The organism is Amedibacterium intestinale (assembly GCF_010537335.1).
In the GTDB taxonomy this organism is placed as follows: domain Bacteria; phylum Bacillota_I; class Bacilli_A; order Erysipelotrichales; family Erysipelotrichaceae; genus Amedibacterium; species Amedibacterium intestinale.
This window is the reverse complement of record NZ_AP019711.1, coordinates 2,403,613-2,420,658: the sequence shown is the minus strand read 5'-3', so window position 1 is coordinate 2,420,658 and position 17,046 is coordinate 2,403,613. Positions and strand designations below refer to the sequence as shown.

Here is a 17,046-nt window from a genome sequence, read left to right as displayed (position 1 = left end):
TACAATACTAACAAGAGGTGATACTATGAAAAGAAATGAAATTGATAAAGATTTGACATGGGATTTATCCAGTATGTTTCAAAGTCAGGAAGCATATGAAGAAGAATATCATAAAGTGCTTGCTTTATTAAACGAAGTTGCAAATCAAAAAGGACATATCGCAGATACAAAAGATGTATACCTGCAGTTTATGTTGAAACTAGAAGATTTATATCGCCGTGTAGATAATGTATGTGTCTATGCACAAATGGCAACTGATGTTGACCCAGAAGATGAAGATGGGCAAAAAAATCTTTCTGCTTCTTCTTCCTTAATGCAGGCGGTTGCGGAAAAACTTTCTTTTTTAGATTTAGAAATCATTCAAAAGAAAGATAGCATTGAACAGTATTTAAAAGAAAAGGACTGTGAAGACTTTACCTATCCAATGGAAGAAATATGGCGTACGATTCCCCATCGTCAAAGTGAAGAAATTGAAGATATCATGGCTCAATACAGTGGAATCACAAGAGTTCCAGAAGAGTCCTATTCTTCTTTTCGAATGGAATTTCAACCTGTTCACATAGATGGAAAAGAAGAATTTTTAAACGGAGGAACATTAAACAAGTTTTTATTACACCCAGACAGCAATGTTCGAAAAGAGGCGTTTCAAAACTATTTTCAAGAATATAAACGTTACCAAAATTTATTTATTAATTTATTAGGCGGGCATGCGAAAACACAGGTTGTAAATGCGAAATTAAGAAACTTCCCTTCTGCATTAGAAGCGAGCCTATTTGAAGATGGGGCAGATAAAAAGCTTTATGATAAAGTTTTATATATGGCAAACGAAAAATATCATTCTTACCTGCATGAATATTTCGCTTTGCATAAAGAACTACTTCATTTAGACACCCAGCATTATTATGATACCTTTTTACCTATGGTAAAGGATATTGATATCACTTACAGTATTGACGAAAGTTTTTCTATTCTAAAAAAAGCATTGGCTCCTCTTGGGGAAGACTATGTCGAAATGCTAGAAACTGCACGTAAAGAACGATGGATTGATTTTTTGCCTCATCCAGGAAAAAGAAGCGGCGCTTATTCCAGTGGAACACATGACTCCAAACCATTTATCTTAACTAATTTTACTGGTTCTTATGACTCCTTAAGTACGCTTGCGCATGAACTGGGACATTCTATGCATTCCTACTATTCGCATAAGCACAATCGTCCGATTTTAAGCAGCTATCGTATTTTTGTGGCAGAGGTAGCTTCGACTGTTAATGAATTATTGTTAAATGAATATTTATTAAAAACAAACGATGATAAGCAATATCAGGCATATTTACTAGACAGTCTTTTAACACAATTAATAGGAACATTATATCGTCAGCCAATGTATGCATTACTAGAAACAAAACTGCATGCATGGATTGAAGAAGGAAAACCAGTTTCTTCCAAAGACTTAACACAATATTTCCTTGATATTAATCATGATTACTTTGGAGAAAGCGTTGAAGTAGATGAGTTGTATCGCTATGCATGTTATCACATTCCTCATTTCTACTATAATTTCTATGTATATAAATATACACTTGGAATGGCCGTTGCGATTAGTTTTGTAAAACAAATCTTAAATGGAAATGTAGAAGAATATCGTAGCTTCCTAACAAAAGGAGGAAGCGAAGCACCAATCGATGAACTTGTTCATGCAGGTGTCGACCCAAGAAGTGATGATGTATACAACGATGCCTTTACTTACTTTAAAGAAATTCTTGATAAATTTAAAAGACTTATGAAATAAGATTCGCATAGAGTACTAGAAAAGCAGGAATACATCCTGCTTATATGTATATAGTATGCTTAAACTATGGGGCTGTGACGAGTAAGAGAAATTATAGTTTCTCCGAAAATCACAGCTTTTTTTAATAATTCTTCCTGCTTTTGGGTATTTTAAAAACAACTATCCTTAAAATAGCTATTTTCTACCTTTGCTTTTCAATCTTCCCCCTGCTCATTGTGGAAAACTAATTCATATTTTTCACCTTTTTTCGATTATGGTACTTTCTTAGGTTATATCCTATACATACCAGAATCAATTCTACTTTTACTCCGCTTTCCCCTCGTCGATGAAGTCGCACATATTCAAAGTCCTGCTTGATATCCGCAAATGCCCCCTCTGCCTGTGCGCTGCGTTTCCTCATCAACATCTTTCCTTCTTCGCTCTTTAGATATTCATCTATTTCTGTATGCATCTTCTCTAATGCCGGTACGATCCTTGCACTTCTTCCATTTTTTGAAGTCGTGCATTTATTTCTTTGTGCACACCCACAACAGTTTTTATTTCTATAATACACTGTCATTTTTGGATACTGTCCCTGGAGATTTACTCCGATTCGCTCTTTTTCAAACACATGTCCTGCAGGACAAACTGGTGTTCCATCCTCCATGCGTTCCATATGCCGCAGCTGATAACGGTTCTTGTCAGTTACTTTTTCTTTCTTCTTTTCATATCCGCTATATTTCAATATGCCTTTGATCCCCTTGCTTTTACAGTAGCTGTAGTTTTCATAGCTCCCATATCCTGCATCCGTTACTTCCATCTTTGGATACTGCCCATACAGTTCTTTGTATCCTTCTGTAAATGGCTGCAGGGTTCTCATGTCGTTGGCATCACTGCTGATATACTGATAAGCGATGTACCCATTGTTTACTCCTATCTGTACATTATATCCAGGCTTGAACACATTCGTATGATTATAATAATCATATTTCATATGCATGAATGTGGCATCCGGATCCGTCTTGGAGAAACTGTTTCTTTCTCCAAGTATATCTTCCTGTATGGCATACTGCCACATCTTGACTGCACTTTTCTTCAGTTCATCGCACAATTTTGCGATCTCGTGTTTTCCTCTGCCTTTTCGGATATGTTCTTTTTCCTTCAGCCAGTTTTCAAGTGCTTCATCTATTTTTATCATATATTCGATATTTGGATATTTCAGAATCGAATAATGTATATCGATTTCATGTTTCTTAAAGTATCGGTTTACCTGTCTCAACAGTTCCATGCATTTCTGCCAGTGTCTTGGAAGATAACGCTTGCTCCAGCCTCTCCAGCAGAAAGTCATCTTATTGGCATTGGCCTCAAATTTCGTCCCGTCAATATAAAGAATCTGTTCTTCCAATGCCTTTTCATCTTGTACATACAGATAGATTTCTTTCGCAATGGTTTCTATCGATTCTTTCAGTGTGTTATTGATGAAGCGTTCAAAGCTCTTGTAGCTGGGAATGAAGCCGTTTGTGATACTGCGATAACGGACATCATAGCGGCAAAGTTTTTCCAGCTTGCGTAAAGAAGCGTAGCCGTCTTCAGCGAAGGCCATAAGAATGACGGTCAGCATCATGACAGGATCATAAGAACGAGAATCAAGATGATGGAAATCTATGAACTTACTCAGATCAATCCTCCTCAAGACTTCCAGGATCGTGATACTCAAATCATCCTTAAGGACATCGTTTTGAAAAGAAAATTCAAAATCCAGTAGCATATATGGCTGATATGCTGTATAATTTGGTTGGTTAATTTGAGTAATTGTCATACATAAATTATACCAAAAAAATACACCTTTTTCCTTATAGGATTGGGTGTATTTTTTTACCTTAGAGCTTTGATTTATCTGTCACAGCCCCTTTTTTATCGGATATTTTATAAAACTGCTATAGAAGAAAGCAATCTTTTTCTATGTTTTTGAAAACACCATATTCCTACAACATCTGCCAAAGCCCATCCAATTGGGACAGAAACCCAAATTCCATTTACACCAAGCATAGGGAAAGCAGAGAGTGTATAAGCAAGCACAACACGACTTCCTAAAGAAAGAATTGTTAATACGATAGACATCATGGAACGTCCTAATCCACGATACAGTCCATATAACAAAAACAAAATTCCAATTCCTGCATAAAAAGCCCCTTCTATATGTAAATAAGTTATACCAATTGATATAATCTCTATTTCTTCTGGTTTTACAAACAGCAACATAAGTTCTTTCGCAAATAGACATACAACAATAGATGCCAAACAACAGAACAGTATAGAAGTTATAAAAGCAATTCTTATCCCCTTTAGGATTCTTTCTGGTTTTTCAGCACCATAATTTTGTGCTGCATATGTAGAAAATGCATTTCCAAAATCTTGTGCAGGCATATATGCAAAAGCATCAATTTTTACTACTACTGCAAAAGCAGCACTTACCGCAAATCCAAAACTATTCACTAGACCTTGTACCATCAATATACCAAAGTTCATAATTGACTGCTGAATCGCAGTCAAAGTTGAATTCACAATTACCATATGCAATAGATTTTGATCATAAAACAGATGCTTTCTTGCAGGACAAAGTTCTTTTCCTTTTAAGAAAAAATATACCATAACACCAACTGCAGAAACCACTTGTGCACTTACGGTAGCCCATGCTGCTCCTTTTACTCCCATATGAAAAACAAGAATAAAAACAAGATCTAAAACAATATTTAGAAATGCAGAAACACCAAGAAATACAAGAGGTATAAAAGTATTTCCAACACTACGTAAGATTGCCGAAAAAAAATTATACAAAAACACAAATAGTATGCCTGAAAATATGATTGTTAAATATTCTTTCGCATAGACGATGGCTTCTTTTGGAATCTGCATCCATACTACGATAGAATTTAATAACAAATACGATAATGCCATAACAACAGCAGATACAAGAAAAATCAATACAAATGCATTTACAATACTAACTTTTACTTCCTCTTCCCTATTAGCACCATATAACTGTGAAAATACAACGCCACTTCCCATACACAGTCCTAAGATTACAGATGTCAATAAAACCATCAGTGCATAAGAGGAGCCTACAGCAGAAAGTGCCTGTGCTCCTATTGTTTGTCCTACAATTAACGTATCTACAACATTATACAGCTGCTGAAGTAAATTTCCAGCTATCATAGGCAAACTAAATAAAATCAAACCTTTTCCAATATTTCCTTCTGTTAATACTTGTTTCATACAATCCCCTATTTCATAGAACTTGATTATAGCACACTTTCTATAATCTTAATCATAGGCACAAGAAAAATGATTCGAATATCATAAAATTTTAATAAAATGTATATCAAAAAGTTATAAAAGCAACAAAAATGAGCCAAGCCAAGTGGTCAGACAAATCTACCTATTTCCAATTCAATTTTTTCAAAATTTCAATTAAGTTTATCTCAACTATTTTGAATATTAAAACCGCATAAAGATACGTTTTGTATGTAAAGTCTAATACAGAAGGGTTTCAGTTAGTTTCTCAATCAAACATTTCCTGTATATGCATTTTTATTCTACTTCTTCTATAACGTACTAAAAATGAAACCTCTTCATCTGAATATACACAAAGAGGCTTCTGTATGTAATTCTAATGTAAAAGAATTCCTGTTAGTTTTTCAATCAAAGCATTGTCAAATCCTTCTGCCTTCATTTTTCTGCTATTTCTATTTTTTCATTTTCTCTTCCTTCAAGAATACCTTCAGCCTTTCCTTTTGCTTCTCCTTCTGTTTTTAATCTTTCAATTGCTTCTTCTGGTGCAAGGTTTTCTTCTCCTTCTTTTCTTACTCCCATCATGTTGATAACATCATTTCTTATTTTTTCTTCCCACTGTTTCGTTGCTTCACACATATTAAGTGCCTCCTCTTCTTTATGTTTTTCCGCATACCTTATGATTTCTTTGTTTTTCATTATTACTCTACTTATTCTATAAAATTGTAATTGAAACCTCTTCGTATATAAGCATACAAAGAGGTTTTCGTATGTAATTCTAATGTAGAAGGATTCCTGTTAGTTCTTCTATTTCTTTTGTAGAATATCCTTTTTCCTTCATTTTTTCTGCTATTTCCATTGATTTGTTTTGTTCTCCATTTGCTTCACCTTCTATTTTTTCTTTTAGTTTTAATCTTTCAATTGCTTCTTCAGGTGCAAGATTTTCTTCTCCTTCTTTTCTTACTCCCATCATATTGATGAATCCATCTGTAATTTTTCGTGTCCATCTTTGTTCCCATCTCTTCGTTGCTTCACACATGTTGATTTCCTCCTCATCTTTATGTTCTTTTACATAGTTTAATATTTCTTCATTTTCCGTTATTGTTCCTACCAGTTCTGCTGTATCTCTTCCTACTTTTACATTCGCATAATACCTTTGCAGTTCTTCTACTTTATCACTGTATAAAAGCTGTATGATCTTTATGAAATTGAAGATATCCTGATTTTGAAATGTATTTGTGCAGGTTCCTATTTCCAGCAGCTTCATAGGATAGTCATTGAATCTTTTTTCCATCCATTTCGGCATATCCACCATCATGTCTTTCAGACTTCTTGCCCCATCCCATGGTGCTTCTCCATAATATATGACTAGTGTGAATACTGGATGAATACGATCCTTTTTTCGCATTTTAGAAAGATATTCACTGTCTTTCCTGTTTCTTCTCGCATTTACAAACTGTCTGCATTCTGCTTCATAGGTCAAAGTATCATACATCATCACACGCAAAGGCATTGCATAGTGGATACTGGATTGATTTTCAACCCCATAAATCACATATTCACAGTCTCCTGCAGATTTTCGAATGACATCTCTTACTCTTGCAAGGGGAATCTTCATCCCCTGCGTATGGATATACAGCGATGAATCCGTATCCAGTTCTTCCAAATCATCAGGTTTAACAACCTGTATACCATTGTATATGCCTGTGTTAATTAAATCCGCAAAGCGATCATTATTTTTGAAATAAGATTTTAGTCCGATATCCTGTTTTCCCATATTCATCAGCTCCTCTTTTGATACTTCTTGATCGGATATAATATTGATGAAGGAAAGATAAGAGATATCCATCTTCATTATAAAATAAGAATATTGTTTGTCTATACCGATATCGTGATATATGGAAAGCATGATTGGATACACTTTATCCTTTTCACTATACATATACGAAACCAATAGGTAAAAATACAAAAAAACATAGAAAAAAAACATAAAAAAGTAGAAAAGCTTTGATATTTTATGGAACCAATCTTTATTAAAATCAAAACAGACATTCTATAAAGACTAAATTTTCATACTTTTGTTGTTCATCTTATCTTTCACCAAACATCTTTTAGATAAAAATAATCCCTACATTGGAAATCACTTACTGGGAAACTCAATCATATATAAAAAAATGAGATTATCATTATTCTTTTCATACTATGTTTTCATTACAAATCCAAAATACAAATTAACTATAAACAATTCATAAATACATCTGCAATCATAAAGAAGGAAAATATCCTCTGCTTTCAAAAAAAACTTGCAAAATGCAAGTTTAATAAGAGAACATTTCATAATACTCCATATCTTCTAATGGCGTAATATCTTCAATTGGATTATCATCCAAACGAAGTTCATATAAATGTTTTAATTTTTTTAAAGGTGTAATATCTGTTACATAATTTCCTTTTAATGTTAAAGAACTTAAATATTCCATATTTGATAATGGTTCTAAATCCATTACCCCATTATGATCTAAACGAAGGGAACTGACTTTTGTTAATTCTTTTAAAGGTGTAATATCTGTAATCACATTATCATATAAATCAACCGTGGAAAGATTTACCAAACCTTTTAAAGGATCTAAATTCGAAATATTGTTGTATGCTAAACCTAGACATTCTAAATTCTTCATATCTTTTAATACGGAAATATCTTTTACATCATTTTTCCCAATATCCATCGTATTCATATGTTCGCATCCCTTTAATATATCAATATTTTTTATAACATTGTTGTATACATTTAATTCCTCTAAATTCTTTGCATTTTTTAAGAAATCAATATTTTTTAAATAACATCCACTTGCCTTAAAGTAACGTAAATGTTTCATATCTTTTAATATCTCTACATGTTCCAAACGATTTTCAGATACATCAAGTTTTTCTAGATTTGTTAACCCTTTTAAACAGCGAAGATCTTTTAAACCTCCCTGTACTACACGTAAATCACGTAATTTTTTTAATTTCAACAAGAAAGAAAAATCTTTAATATTATCAAAAGAAAGATCCAATACTTCAAGGTTTTCAAACTCTTCCAGTAAAGAACAATCCGTTATATACTGATTATTTGATAAATTTAAACTACGCAATGTTTTTTTCATATACAGCAATGGTGACAAATCTGAAAATAAATTTGTAGATAAATCCAATACTTCTATATGTTTCAAATAATTTAAATCCGCAATATCGTATAACCACATTTTATTCATATGTAGTTCTTTAAGGTTTGGTAAAGTACCTAATATACTTAATGGAAAAGGTCCATTTTCAATTCCTACATATAGTTTTTCCAGTTTCTTTACACTCTCTAAGTATACTAAATTATCTACTTTGCAGCGTTCTAGATTTAATTCTTCCAAATTGATGGTACCAGCCAGGGCACTGATATCCATCGTATATAAATTATTTCTTGATAAGTCTAAACGTTTTAATTGACGATATTCTCTCAACGCCTGAATATCACGAAGCATATTTTTAGATAAGTTTAAATATTCTACTTCTTTTAAATCTTTAATCGGCTCCAAGTCTTCTATATGATTTCCACATAAATCTAAATAATTTAAATTTACAGCATGTTCTAATCCTTTCAAAGATACGATATCTGCATAGCGTGCAGATAAACTTGTTAGCTGAGACATAGCTTCTTTTGTAATTTCTTCTTCCTTTATATGCAAGCTTCTTGCGACTGCTTCTCTTAATTTTTCATCTTTTATAAGCATAAGACATACCTCCCTTATTACTATAGCTATTATACCGCAAAAATACTATTTACAAAACCGCTTTCATATTTTATTTATTGTTTTAAAAAATATTGCTTATTTATTATCTTCTCATTGACTTCCAAATCAAATCATGATACTGTAAAGACATAATAAAAAGCAATAATTATGAGTATTTCAAAATTCACACATTCTGGAATGTAATAATTATTAACTCAATATGTAACATATCCCGAACGTGAGAATTTCTACATATCTGAGAGCTTCTTATTAGCATTATAGGAGGTACCGTTAGTATGTGTACAGGTAAAGTAAAATGGTTTAATGCTGAAAAAGGATACGGATTCATTACTTCAGATGAAGGTAAAGATATCTTTGTTCATTATTCAAGCATCCAGGCTGATGGATTCCGCACTTTGGAAGAAGGTCAGAAAGTTACTTATGAAGTAGTTGAAAGTGATCGTGGTCAGCAGGCAAGCAACGTAACAGTTGTTGTAGAATAAACCAAAACATAAGAGACTTCGGTCTCTTTTTTTATGAAATCCTATATGATAAAATAAGATAAAGGATGATAAAGATATGAATCGAATACATTTTGTACAGCAATGCGTTGATAGAGAAATCGAAAAACTACATAACAGTGAACTAAAAAAACTTGCTTACATCCATACCTATGGAGTTTTTCAACTGGCAGCTTTATTAGCACAAATGCGTCACATAGATATAGAACTTGCCTCCATTTGTGCTTTACTGCATGACATTAGTCAGTATAGTGAAAATGCAGCAAGAAAAGAACATGCGAATAAAAGCAGCAATTATGCTAAGAAACTATTAAGTGAGTCATCTTTCTTTACAGATGAAGAAATACAGCAAATATGCCATTGCATTTCTGTACACAGCAATAAACAAAATCATAATGATGGAGCACTTTGTGAACTGTTAAAAGATGCTGATGTGTTTCAGAGATTTCTTTATGATCCATCAACTCCTTTAGAAAGAAATCATCAATTACGTGTGGTTTCGATACTAAAAGAGTTAAAACTGAATAAAGGAGAATAACCTATGGAATTTTATGAAATGCTGATGGAATCTAAATCGTATTTAGAAGAACATACTTCTTATCGCCCTGAATTAGGTATGATTTTAGGAAGCGGTTTAGGAAATATTGGTGAATTACTAGAAGAAAAACAAATTATAAATTATGCAGACATTCCTCATTTTCCAAAAGGAAATGTTGCAGGACACAAAGGAAACTTCCTTTTTGGAAAATTAAAAGGAAAACAAGTTTGTATCATGCAGGGACGTTTTCATTATTTTGAAGGATTAAGCATGAAAGAAATTACGTATCCTATCTATGTTATGAAACAGCTAGGTATTAAAAACTTAATCGTAACAAATGCCTGTGGCTGTATCAATACAAATTTTAAAGTGGGAGATTTGATGTTAATTGAAGATTTTGTATCATTAGTCAGTGTAAACCCACTAATTGGAGCAAACGATGATCGACTAGGACCTCGTTTCCCTGACATGTCACAACCTTTCTCTTTCTCCTTTATGGATCTAGCAAAAAAATGTGCATATGCAAATAACATTTCTTTTAGAGAAGGTGTTTATGCCTTTTTCCAGGGACCTTATTATGAGACAAGAGCAGAAATCAGGGCAATCCGTACATTAGGAGCTGATGCTGTAGGTATGTCTACCGTTCCAGAAACCATTGTTGCAAATTATTTGGGAATGAAGGTTTTAGGTATTGCCTGTCTAACAAACATGGCAACTGGTTTACGTGTAGGAAATCACTCCCATGAAGAAGTATTGCAGATAGCAAATCAATCCAGTGAAAAACTATCCACATGGCTTCTTCACATTATAGAGGAATTATAAAAACTTGTACAAATTTACGTACAAGTTTTTTTATTTCTATTCCCCTTTTAAAATTACAAATGTTCTTTATATGTTTGAAGCATTTTATTGATTTCATCTGCCTGTAACTTGTTTTTTTGTGTTAAATAATAATATAATAACACATATATAAAAGTATAAATAATCGTATACGTTACCAATGAATGAATCGAAAAAGACATGATGTTGGCAAGATAAAAAACAAGAAAACTTGAAATAAATGTAGCTGTAAAATTTACGATATGATACATCATGTTGGATTTAAAATCCCATCTGCTGATAAAGAAATTTATACATTGTACAACGCATACTACCAGTAAAAATAACAAAATCATCTGCCAAAACATTTTATTCTCACTTCCTGAATCGGCTTGAAAACAATTAAATAAAGAAGTAAAAAGCATAACTAAAGTAAATACGACACATGTGGAAGAAATATATCTGTAAATTGTATTTTTCATCATCTTACACCTCACTGTTCCTCAAATACTCTTTTAAATCCTGAATATAATTTCTAGAAATAAGTAAAGATTCTCCATTTGTCAAAGTAGCTTTTAATCGATGATTCGCATAGGGTTTTACATAATTCAAATAACGCACATTCAATAAGGTTGTTTTTGAAATACGCAGAAAACTTGTTGTTTTCAATTCTTCTTCTAACTTCGTCAATGTTCCTTTATAACAGTACACTTCTTGTTCACTATATAAAAACGTTTTGCGATCGACTGTTTCTGCATACATAATATCATTTACATCCACCTGTACGATTCCTTCCTTTATTTGTGCTTCGATTCGCATTCCAAATTGTTGAATCATAGAAGCAAGTTTATGGATTCGTGATGTTTTACGTCTGCATTGTATCTTTACTATTTCTTCTGTATAACTTACATTTTCATCTATCTCTATTTTCATATAACCTCCCCTTCTACAAAAGTACTTTTGTTATCTATGTTATATAAAATTAAAGACAGCTTTACAACCCTTATTGTATCAGCTGCCTTATTTTGCCACTAAAATACCCTTTTCAACTTCATTTCCATTATCAATACCTTAAAGAATATGTTCAAAAAAAACCATTAAGTATAATTCTATATAAAACAAAAACAATAAGAATATACATAGATAAATATAAATAAGTCGATAAATTTATTGACATTTTTATTGATAAATCATATATTATAAATAAAGAGGTGAATGCCATGAATATGATTAGAACAATTTTAGAAAGTACTGTTCCAATTTCACAATTTAATCGCGGAATGGCTGGTAAAATTTTTGATGAAGTCAAAAAACATGGTGCTAAAATTGTTATGAAAAATAATGAACCTGAATGTGTTCTTTTGTCACCAGAAGATTATATTGCTTTAATTGATCAGGTCAATGATGCAAAACTTCTACTTTTAGCTAATGAAAGAATGGAAAAATATGATGCAAACAAACTTGTGTCACATGAAGATGTTATGAAAAGATATGGAATTACAGCTTCTGATTTAGAAGATTGTGATGATATTGAGTTCGAATAATGTGGGATGTTAAATATTTACCAGAAGCACTTGATGACTTGGATGAACTTGATGGAAGTCAAAGAAAATTAGTATTAAAATCAATCGAAAAAGTGAGAAAGAATCCATTATCACAACAAGAGGGTGGTTATGGAAAATTGCTTGGGAAAAAAGGAAATACGGATTTAACTGGGTTCTTGAAAATCAAATTAAGAGCATCTGGACTAAGGTTGGTATATAAAGTCATTAAGCAAGAAGATAGAATGTTAATTGTGGTTATTGGAGCTAGAGAAGATGAAGAAGTTTATTCTATAGCAGAAAAACGTATCAAGAAGAATGATTTATAGAGTTATTTCTACATGTATAAACTTATTGATAGGAGGAAATTTGCTTAAGTTTCCTCTTTTGTTTTGGGTTATAATATCTCCTGCGTATGAAATAATTTTTCTGATACATTGATTCTAACTAATAAAAATCTATCTTATCCAATACTATATTCCTCTTCATCGATGGATACTACCTGTTAAAGTTGATAATGCCTACTGCAAATCCTTTAACAAACTTTCCACAACAGCAAAAGATGTATTCCTTCTAACCATTGAAGAAATACATCTTTTGCTTGTCGCATGTAGTATCACATGCATCTTCTTAAAGCATAATTTTTTTTAGGAAAAGGAAAAAGTCAGTTTCTTTCTTTTAAAGATCACTGCTTTTTATTGGAGGACAGAGTTTTATCTCCCTGTCTGTCTATATCTTATACCTTTTTTATAAAATATTTTTTACAATTCTGTTATGTTCTTGTTACAAATCTGTTTTATCCTTCACTAACGATTGATTTCTGTTTAAATCGAGTAATAAAAAGTTCAAATGCTAGTGCAGCAAGTATAATCATTAAAATACAAGCACCCATGAATGCATAATTCCCTTCACGTCCACATTTATTGATTAATGAACCAATGGTACCAGGCACACCAACTGCTGGACCGATGACAACTGCAGCCGCAAAGTTCATTTCGCTTCGCATCGCAATCCATGACAGCAACCTTGTAAAAGAAGATGGAAGTACCGCATTAATTACGATCTGCCACCAGCTTGCTCCAGTTGCGCGCAATGCCTCCAATGTCCCATCATTCACTTCTTCAAACGCTTCGGAATACGATTTAATAAAATATGCCACACTGTGAAAACACATACCTACAAGTGCAGTCGTTGCTGTTAATCCAAAACCGGATACAAATAACAATACCCAGATAATCGTAGGAACTGCTCGGATAAACCCGGCAAACCCGCGTATGATCGTACAAAGAATTGGATTCGATAAATTTCTTGCGGAAAATAATCCTAAAAATAAACCAATCACAATCGATACAATCGTTGTCACAATCGATAAGAGAAGTGTATTAAGTAACGTAGAAAAGATTTTTATCCAGTTTTCTAAAGGCACACTTGTAATTGCGAAAAACTGTCCAACAAATTTTTGTACTAAGTCAAGACGTACCTGATCCCATTTATATTCACACATAAAGCATACAAAATAGACAAATGCCGCAAGAAATATAAACAAGGTTCCCCAAATATATTTCTGACTATGATCTTTTTTCTTTATTTTATATTTCTTCTTGCCTCTTTCTAATGAAATAGAGGGCGTTTTTTCCAATACTGTTTCCATTATAATATCCTCTTTCTAATTTGTGTTGAAATCTGATCGGTAGCAATTACCACAATCACCACCAGTAAAATACTTGTACATAACAGCTGATATTTCATAAACCCTTTATAGATGCCAATCAAATATCCTATACCGCCACCAGCAAGCATACCAACAATGGTTGCGGAACGTATATTATTCTCTGCTGCATACAAGCTCCATGAAAGTAAGGATGGTAACGTTTCAGGTAATACTGCATGAAAGATGATCTGCCAGTAACTTGCACCTGTGGACTGCAATGCTTCCATCGCATTGCGATTCGTTTCATCAATAGAATCGGCAAATGCTCTGGTAAGAAATCCATAAGAGATGATACACATAACAAGAAAGCCAAGAAATTCACCATACCATAAACAAGGAATCAAAATGATTGCCCATACAGCTTCCGGTATGTTTCTGGATAAAGAAGCTAAAGCACGTACCACATATTTTAAAACAAGATTGCTAGAGGTACTGGATGAAATACACAGTGCAGAGAAAAAAGCAAAAATCATACCGACAAATGCACCTGCGATAGAAATAATAATCGTTACCCATAACTGATAAAGCTGAGAAGATAATTCAGAAAAATCCATAGGAAGATATATGTCCATAAAACGAGAAACAGAACGATGAAAATCAGTAAAAATTCTAGACCATTCAATCCCTAGACGAAGCGTGCATATTTCTAAAATCAGCAATGTTCCTATTAGAATAATCGCATAGCGAATACGTTTCCTCTTTAAATATTTCATGCATATTCTCCTTCTGTTACCTGTTCAACCTTGGAAATCAGCTCCTGTACAGGAACACCATATATTTTCTCAATTACTGCATCATTTAACTCAGCAGGTGTACCTTCAAATACAATTTCTCCCTGATGCATTCCAATAATACGATCCGAATATCGAAGCGCAACATCCACCTGATGAAGATTGACGATACATGGAATCTTCATCTTTTTGGCAATCATATGTAAATGTTCCATAATAATTTTACTTGATTGAGGGTCTAAAGATGCAATCGGTTCATCACAAAGCAGAACTTTTGGATCTTGTAAAAGCGCTCTTGCGATTCCCACACGCTGTTTCTGTCCTCCAGATAAATCCGAACATCTGGTATACAAGCGATCGGATAATCCAAGCATATCCAAAAGCTGTACTGCTTTTTCTACATCTTCTTCCTTATACATACCTAATGCACTTTTCCATGTACTGTAAGATGCCAGCTTTCCATGTAAAACATTTTCCAAAACATTTAAACGATATACCAGATTATAATGTTGAAAAATCATTCCGATATTTTTTCGTATTTCTTTAATTTCTTTTTTATCGGCTTTTGTAACATCCATACCCATAAATTGAATTTCTCCCTGTGTTGTATCAATCATACGATTGATACAGCGAAGCAAGGTACTTTTTCCGCTTCCACTAGGTCCAATAATAGAAATCAGTTCTCCTTCATATAAAGAGAAACTTGCATCTTTTAATGCCTTTACACCATTGTCATATGTCTTTGCTACGTGTTTTAACTCTAAAACTTTTTCCACTTGCAATTCCTCCTGCCTGTAAAAGGAAGCTCTGCATTGCAGAGCTATCATTTATCAAATTTGCTTTTTTATTGCTTACTGATCTTTATACATATCGATGATGAATTTATAATGATCGACATCTGTCTTAAAGAACTTGTAGTTTGATGGATCATCTTCTGCTTCAAAGAAGAAACCGCCATCTTTATTAAAGAAGTTTTTATTGATTGCGTTTTCTGAAGTCAGATTTGTAAAGTGTTCTACCAGTTTATCAATTGTTTCCTGATCCATATAATCTTTATTTACCCACATTGGTCCATTTGGTACAAAAGATTGTGAAATTACATATAAATCATCTTTGTATTTATCCCCATACGTACAGCAGTAAGCACCTGCATATACTTTATCGTTCGCAATCAGTTCTACAGAACCCTGATGATCTCCTCCATACTGCACTTCAGAGAAGAAACCGCCTTCTTTGTTTGTCTTTGTTGTAATCTGATCTTTGCTAGTTAATTCTTTTGTTCCATCTGGTCCATACAACTTCCAGAAAGTTGTTGTTGGTACGACACATCCACTTGTAGATGTACTAGATACAAAAGAGAAGGATTTTCCTTTTAACTGTGCAATTTTTTCTTCTTCACTTTTTCCTTCAAAATCGGCTTTATGTTTGATATTTGTACCAATATAAGCATTGTATCCTGATTTTTCTGGATCTCCTTGTGGTCCATAAGATAAAATTGGCACTACATTTTCATTTTGCATATACGCAGAAGTAAATGTTGCCCCACTTTCCCACGCGATATCTGCGGTTCCTGTTAAGATTGCTTCCGCAACCGCATTGTAATCATCTAGTGGTGTTACTTTTACTTCGACACCATCTCCCAATGCTGCCTGCACTTCCTCTTTCAACATGTCATAAGCAGCTTCACTTGCCTGTGAATCTGTTTCATTAGGCAAAAATGCAATCGTAATTTCTTCTTTTGCTTTCCCTTCACTGCAGCCAGTCATAACCCCAAGTCCTAACATGGCTACCATACATAAACGCATTAGTTTTTTCATAATTTCCTCCATTTAACTTTCTTTGTTTACATGCATATTATAGAAAATAAAACTGATGCTTTTGTTTTAACGCTGTAAAATAAACGTTAACAAAATGACAAGGAAACTATAGATTCTTAACATTTGTATGTATCCATTTTGCTAGTTCTTCCATCGTTTTGTCTTCTGGTTTTTCTAATACAGATACTACATTTCCATCTTCTATATAGTACAGTGTCGGTGTTTGTGTTAATTGTGGAAAAAAACTCTGTATTTGTTTTGTATCATGTTCCTGTGCAAGATTTATTTCATAAATTGTCTCTTTATGTGTTTTTAAATAGCTGCTTTTTATTGCTTGAAATTGTTTACAGGAATCACATCCACTTTGCGTAAACAAAAGTAAAAAATCATCTTTCTGCTGTATTTTTTCATATCCCTGTTTCCATGTCATCATGATGGTTTCTCCTTGATATGTATTTTTCTGACAGCCACAGCATAATACCAGAAGAAACACTGCGATTATTTTTTTCATTCCTGCCTCCTGTGTAAAAAAATTCCGGATAAAACCG

The 17,046-nt window shown here is 33.1% G+C and carries 18 protein-coding genes; 6 read left to right on the top strand and 12 right to left on the bottom strand.

The window, feature by feature from the left end:
- Positions 1–25: 25 nt before the first annotated feature.
- Positions 26–1,786, top strand: a complete 1,761-nt coding sequence (gene pepF / locus A9CBEGH2_RS12060; protein WP_118277876.1) for an oligoendopeptidase F — start codon at positions 26–28, stop codon at positions 1,784–1,786.
- A gap of 223 nt (positions 1,787–2,009) precedes the next feature.
- Here the strand turns inward: pepF and A9CBEGH2_RS12055 are convergent, their stop codons facing one another.
- The 5 genes from A9CBEGH2_RS12055 to A9CBEGH2_RS12035 all read right to left on the bottom strand — a co-directional run bounded on the left by A9CBEGH2_RS12055 (position 2,010) and on the right by A9CBEGH2_RS12035 (position 8,820).
- Positions 2,010–3,584 carry an IS1182 family transposase gene (locus A9CBEGH2_RS12055; protein ID WP_115715574.1) on the bottom strand — a complete coding sequence of 525 codons (1,575 nt, stop codon included), beginning with the start codon at positions 3,582–3,584 and terminating at the stop codon, positions 2,010–2,012.
- A 107-nt stretch (positions 3,585–3,691) separates the two neighbouring features.
- Complete coding sequence (locus A9CBEGH2_RS12050; protein ID WP_118277875.1) at positions 3,692–5,041, bottom strand: MATE family efflux transporter; 1,350 nt, start codon at positions 5,039–5,041, stop codon at positions 3,692–3,694.
- Between the two features lie 453 nt (positions 5,042–5,494).
- Positions 5,495–5,695, bottom strand: coding sequence for a hypothetical protein (locus A9CBEGH2_RS12045; RefSeq protein ID WP_163052405.1), 201 nt, complete (start codon positions 5,693–5,695; stop codon positions 5,495–5,497).
- Positions 5,696–5,834: 139 nt separating this feature from the next.
- A complete protein-coding gene (locus A9CBEGH2_RS12040; RefSeq protein ID WP_163104897.1) occupies positions 5,835–6,998 on the bottom strand; it encodes an RpnC/YadD family protein in 1,164 nt (387 codons plus the stop codon).
- A gap of 376 nt (positions 6,999–7,374) precedes the next feature.
- Positions 7,375–8,820, bottom strand: coding sequence for a leucine-rich repeat domain-containing protein (locus tag A9CBEGH2_RS12035; RefSeq protein ID WP_115715700.1), 1,446 nt, complete (start codon positions 8,818–8,820; stop codon positions 7,375–7,377).
- A gap of 296 nt (positions 8,821–9,116) precedes the next feature.
- Between A9CBEGH2_RS12035 and A9CBEGH2_RS12030 the strand changes: the two genes are divergently transcribed.
- From A9CBEGH2_RS12030 to A9CBEGH2_RS12020, 3 genes are all read left to right on the top strand, one after another.
- A complete protein-coding gene (locus tag A9CBEGH2_RS12030) occupies positions 9,117–9,323 on the top strand; it encodes a cold-shock protein (protein ID WP_115715701.1) in 207 nt (68 codons plus the stop codon).
- Positions 9,324–9,399: 76 nt separating this feature from the next.
- Positions 9,400–9,879, top strand: a complete 480-nt coding sequence (locus tag A9CBEGH2_RS12025; RefSeq protein WP_115715702.1) for an HD domain-containing protein — start codon at positions 9,400–9,402, stop codon at positions 9,877–9,879.
- A gap of 3 nt (positions 9,880–9,882) precedes the next feature.
- Positions 9,883–10,701, top strand: coding sequence for a purine-nucleoside phosphorylase (locus A9CBEGH2_RS12020; protein WP_115715703.1), 819 nt, complete (start codon positions 9,883–9,885; stop codon positions 10,699–10,701).
- Positions 10,702–10,754: 53 nt separating this feature from the next.
- Here A9CBEGH2_RS12020 and A9CBEGH2_RS12015 read toward each other — a convergent pair whose 3' ends face one another.
- Positions 10,755–11,180 carry a DUF3021 family protein gene (locus A9CBEGH2_RS12015; protein ID WP_163052401.1) on the bottom strand — a complete coding sequence of 142 codons (426 nt, stop codon included), beginning with the start codon at positions 11,178–11,180 and terminating at the stop codon, positions 10,755–10,757.
- 4 nt (positions 11,181–11,184) lie between these two features.
- Positions 11,185–11,631 (bottom strand): LytTR family DNA-binding domain-containing protein, encoded by a 447-nt coding sequence (locus tag A9CBEGH2_RS12010; RefSeq protein WP_115715705.1) that lies wholly within the window; start codon positions 11,629–11,631, stop codon positions 11,185–11,187.
- Positions 11,632–11,918: 287 nt separating this feature from the next.
- Here A9CBEGH2_RS12010 and A9CBEGH2_RS12005 point away from each other — a divergent pair, with 287 nt between their 5' ends.
- Positions 11,919–12,242, top strand: a complete 324-nt coding sequence (locus tag A9CBEGH2_RS12005) for a type II toxin-antitoxin system Phd/YefM family antitoxin (protein ID WP_115715706.1) — start codon at positions 11,919–11,921, stop codon at positions 12,240–12,242.
- Positions 12,242–12,568 (top strand): type II toxin-antitoxin system RelE family toxin, encoded by a 327-nt coding sequence (locus A9CBEGH2_RS12000; protein WP_118276862.1) that lies wholly within the window; start codon positions 12,242–12,244, stop codon positions 12,566–12,568. The genes A9CBEGH2_RS12005 and A9CBEGH2_RS12000 overlap by 1 nt, the downstream gene beginning before the upstream one ends.
- A gap of 467 nt (positions 12,569–13,035) precedes the next feature.
- On the opposite strand, the gene A9CBEGH2_RS11995 is transcribed toward A9CBEGH2_RS12000, so the two are convergent.
- The 5 genes from A9CBEGH2_RS11995 to A9CBEGH2_RS11975 form a co-directional block, all read right to left on the bottom strand.
- A complete protein-coding gene (locus tag A9CBEGH2_RS11995; protein WP_115715708.1) occupies positions 13,036–13,890 on the bottom strand; it encodes a PhnE/PtxC family ABC transporter permease in 855 nt (284 codons plus the stop codon).
- A complete protein-coding gene (locus tag A9CBEGH2_RS11990; RefSeq protein ID WP_118276861.1) occupies positions 13,890–14,663 on the bottom strand; it encodes a PhnE/PtxC family ABC transporter permease in 774 nt (257 codons plus the stop codon). Before A9CBEGH2_RS11990 ends, A9CBEGH2_RS11995 begins: the two co-directional genes overlap by 1 nt.
- Positions 14,660–15,457, bottom strand: a complete 798-nt coding sequence (gene phnC / locus A9CBEGH2_RS11985) for a phosphonate ABC transporter ATP-binding protein (protein WP_118276860.1) — start codon at positions 15,455–15,457, stop codon at positions 14,660–14,662. Before phnC ends, A9CBEGH2_RS11990 begins: the two co-directional genes overlap by 4 nt.
- 75 nt (positions 15,458–15,532) lie before the next feature.
- On the bottom strand, positions 15,533–16,498 hold the full coding sequence (locus tag A9CBEGH2_RS11980) for a PhnD/SsuA/transferrin family substrate-binding protein (protein ID WP_118276859.1): 966 nt from the start codon (positions 16,496–16,498) through the stop codon (positions 15,533–15,535).
- 106 nt (positions 16,499–16,604) lie between these two features.
- Positions 16,605–17,009 (bottom strand): DUF6568 family protein, encoded by a 405-nt coding sequence (locus A9CBEGH2_RS11975; RefSeq protein WP_115715712.1) that lies wholly within the window; start codon positions 17,007–17,009, stop codon positions 16,605–16,607.
- Positions 17,010–17,046: the final 37 nt, after the last annotated feature.

What these genes read in the sequence shown, in the direction of transcription:
- pepF (WP_118277876.1), top strand. Translation starts at nt 26, where the DNA reads ATGAAAAGAAATGAAATTGATAAAGATTTGACATGGGATTTATCCAGT.
- A9CBEGH2_RS12055 (WP_115715574.1), bottom strand. Translation starts at nt 3,584, where the DNA reads ATGACAATTACTCAAATTAACCAACCAAATTATACAGCATATCAGCCA.
- A9CBEGH2_RS12050 (WP_118277875.1), bottom strand. Translation starts at nt 5,041, where the DNA reads ATGAAACAAGTATTAACAGAAGGAAATATTGGAAAAGGTTTGATTTTA.
- A9CBEGH2_RS12045 (WP_163052405.1), bottom strand. Translation starts at nt 5,695, where the DNA reads ATGTGTGAAGCAACGAAACAGTGGGAAGAAAAAATAAGAAATGATGTT.
- A9CBEGH2_RS12040 (WP_163104897.1), bottom strand. Translation starts at nt 6,998, where the DNA reads ATGTATAGTGAAAAGGATAAAGTGTATCCAATCATGCTTTCCATATAT.
- A9CBEGH2_RS12035 (WP_115715700.1), bottom strand. Translation starts at nt 8,820, where the DNA reads ATGCTTATAAAAGATGAAAAATTAAGAGAAGCAGTCGCAAGAAGCTTG.
- A9CBEGH2_RS12030 (WP_115715701.1), top strand. Translation starts at nt 9,117, where the DNA reads ATGTGTACAGGTAAAGTAAAATGGTTTAATGCTGAAAAAGGATACGGA.
- A9CBEGH2_RS12025 (WP_115715702.1), top strand. Translation starts at nt 9,400, where the DNA reads ATGAATCGAATACATTTTGTACAGCAATGCGTTGATAGAGAAATCGAA.
- A9CBEGH2_RS12020 (WP_115715703.1), top strand. Translation starts at nt 9,883, where the DNA reads ATGGAATTTTATGAAATGCTGATGGAATCTAAATCGTATTTAGAAGAA.
- A9CBEGH2_RS12015 (WP_163052401.1), bottom strand. Translation starts at nt 11,180, where the DNA reads ATGAAAAATACAATTTACAGATATATTTCTTCCACATGTGTCGTATTT.
- A9CBEGH2_RS12010 (WP_115715705.1), bottom strand. Translation starts at nt 11,631, where the DNA reads ATGAAAATAGAGATAGATGAAAATGTAAGTTATACAGAAGAAATAGTA.
- A9CBEGH2_RS12005 (WP_115715706.1), top strand. Translation starts at nt 11,919, where the DNA reads ATGAATATGATTAGAACAATTTTAGAAAGTACTGTTCCAATTTCACAA.
- A9CBEGH2_RS12000 (WP_118276862.1), top strand. Translation starts at nt 12,242, where the DNA reads ATGTGGGATGTTAAATATTTACCAGAAGCACTTGATGACTTGGATGAA.
- A9CBEGH2_RS11995 (WP_115715708.1), bottom strand. Translation starts at nt 13,890, where the DNA reads ATGGAAACAGTATTGGAAAAAACGCCCTCTATTTCATTAGAAAGAGGC.
- A9CBEGH2_RS11990 (WP_118276861.1), bottom strand. Translation starts at nt 14,663, where the DNA reads ATGAAATATTTAAAGAGGAAACGTATTCGCTATGCGATTATTCTAATA.
- A9CBEGH2_RS11980 (WP_118276859.1), bottom strand. Translation starts at nt 16,498, where the DNA reads ATGAAAAAACTAATGCGTTTATGTATGGTAGCCATGTTAGGACTTGGG.
- A9CBEGH2_RS11975 (WP_115715712.1), bottom strand. Translation starts at nt 17,009, where the DNA reads ATGAAAAAAATAATCGCAGTGTTTCTTCTGGTATTATGCTGTGGCTGT.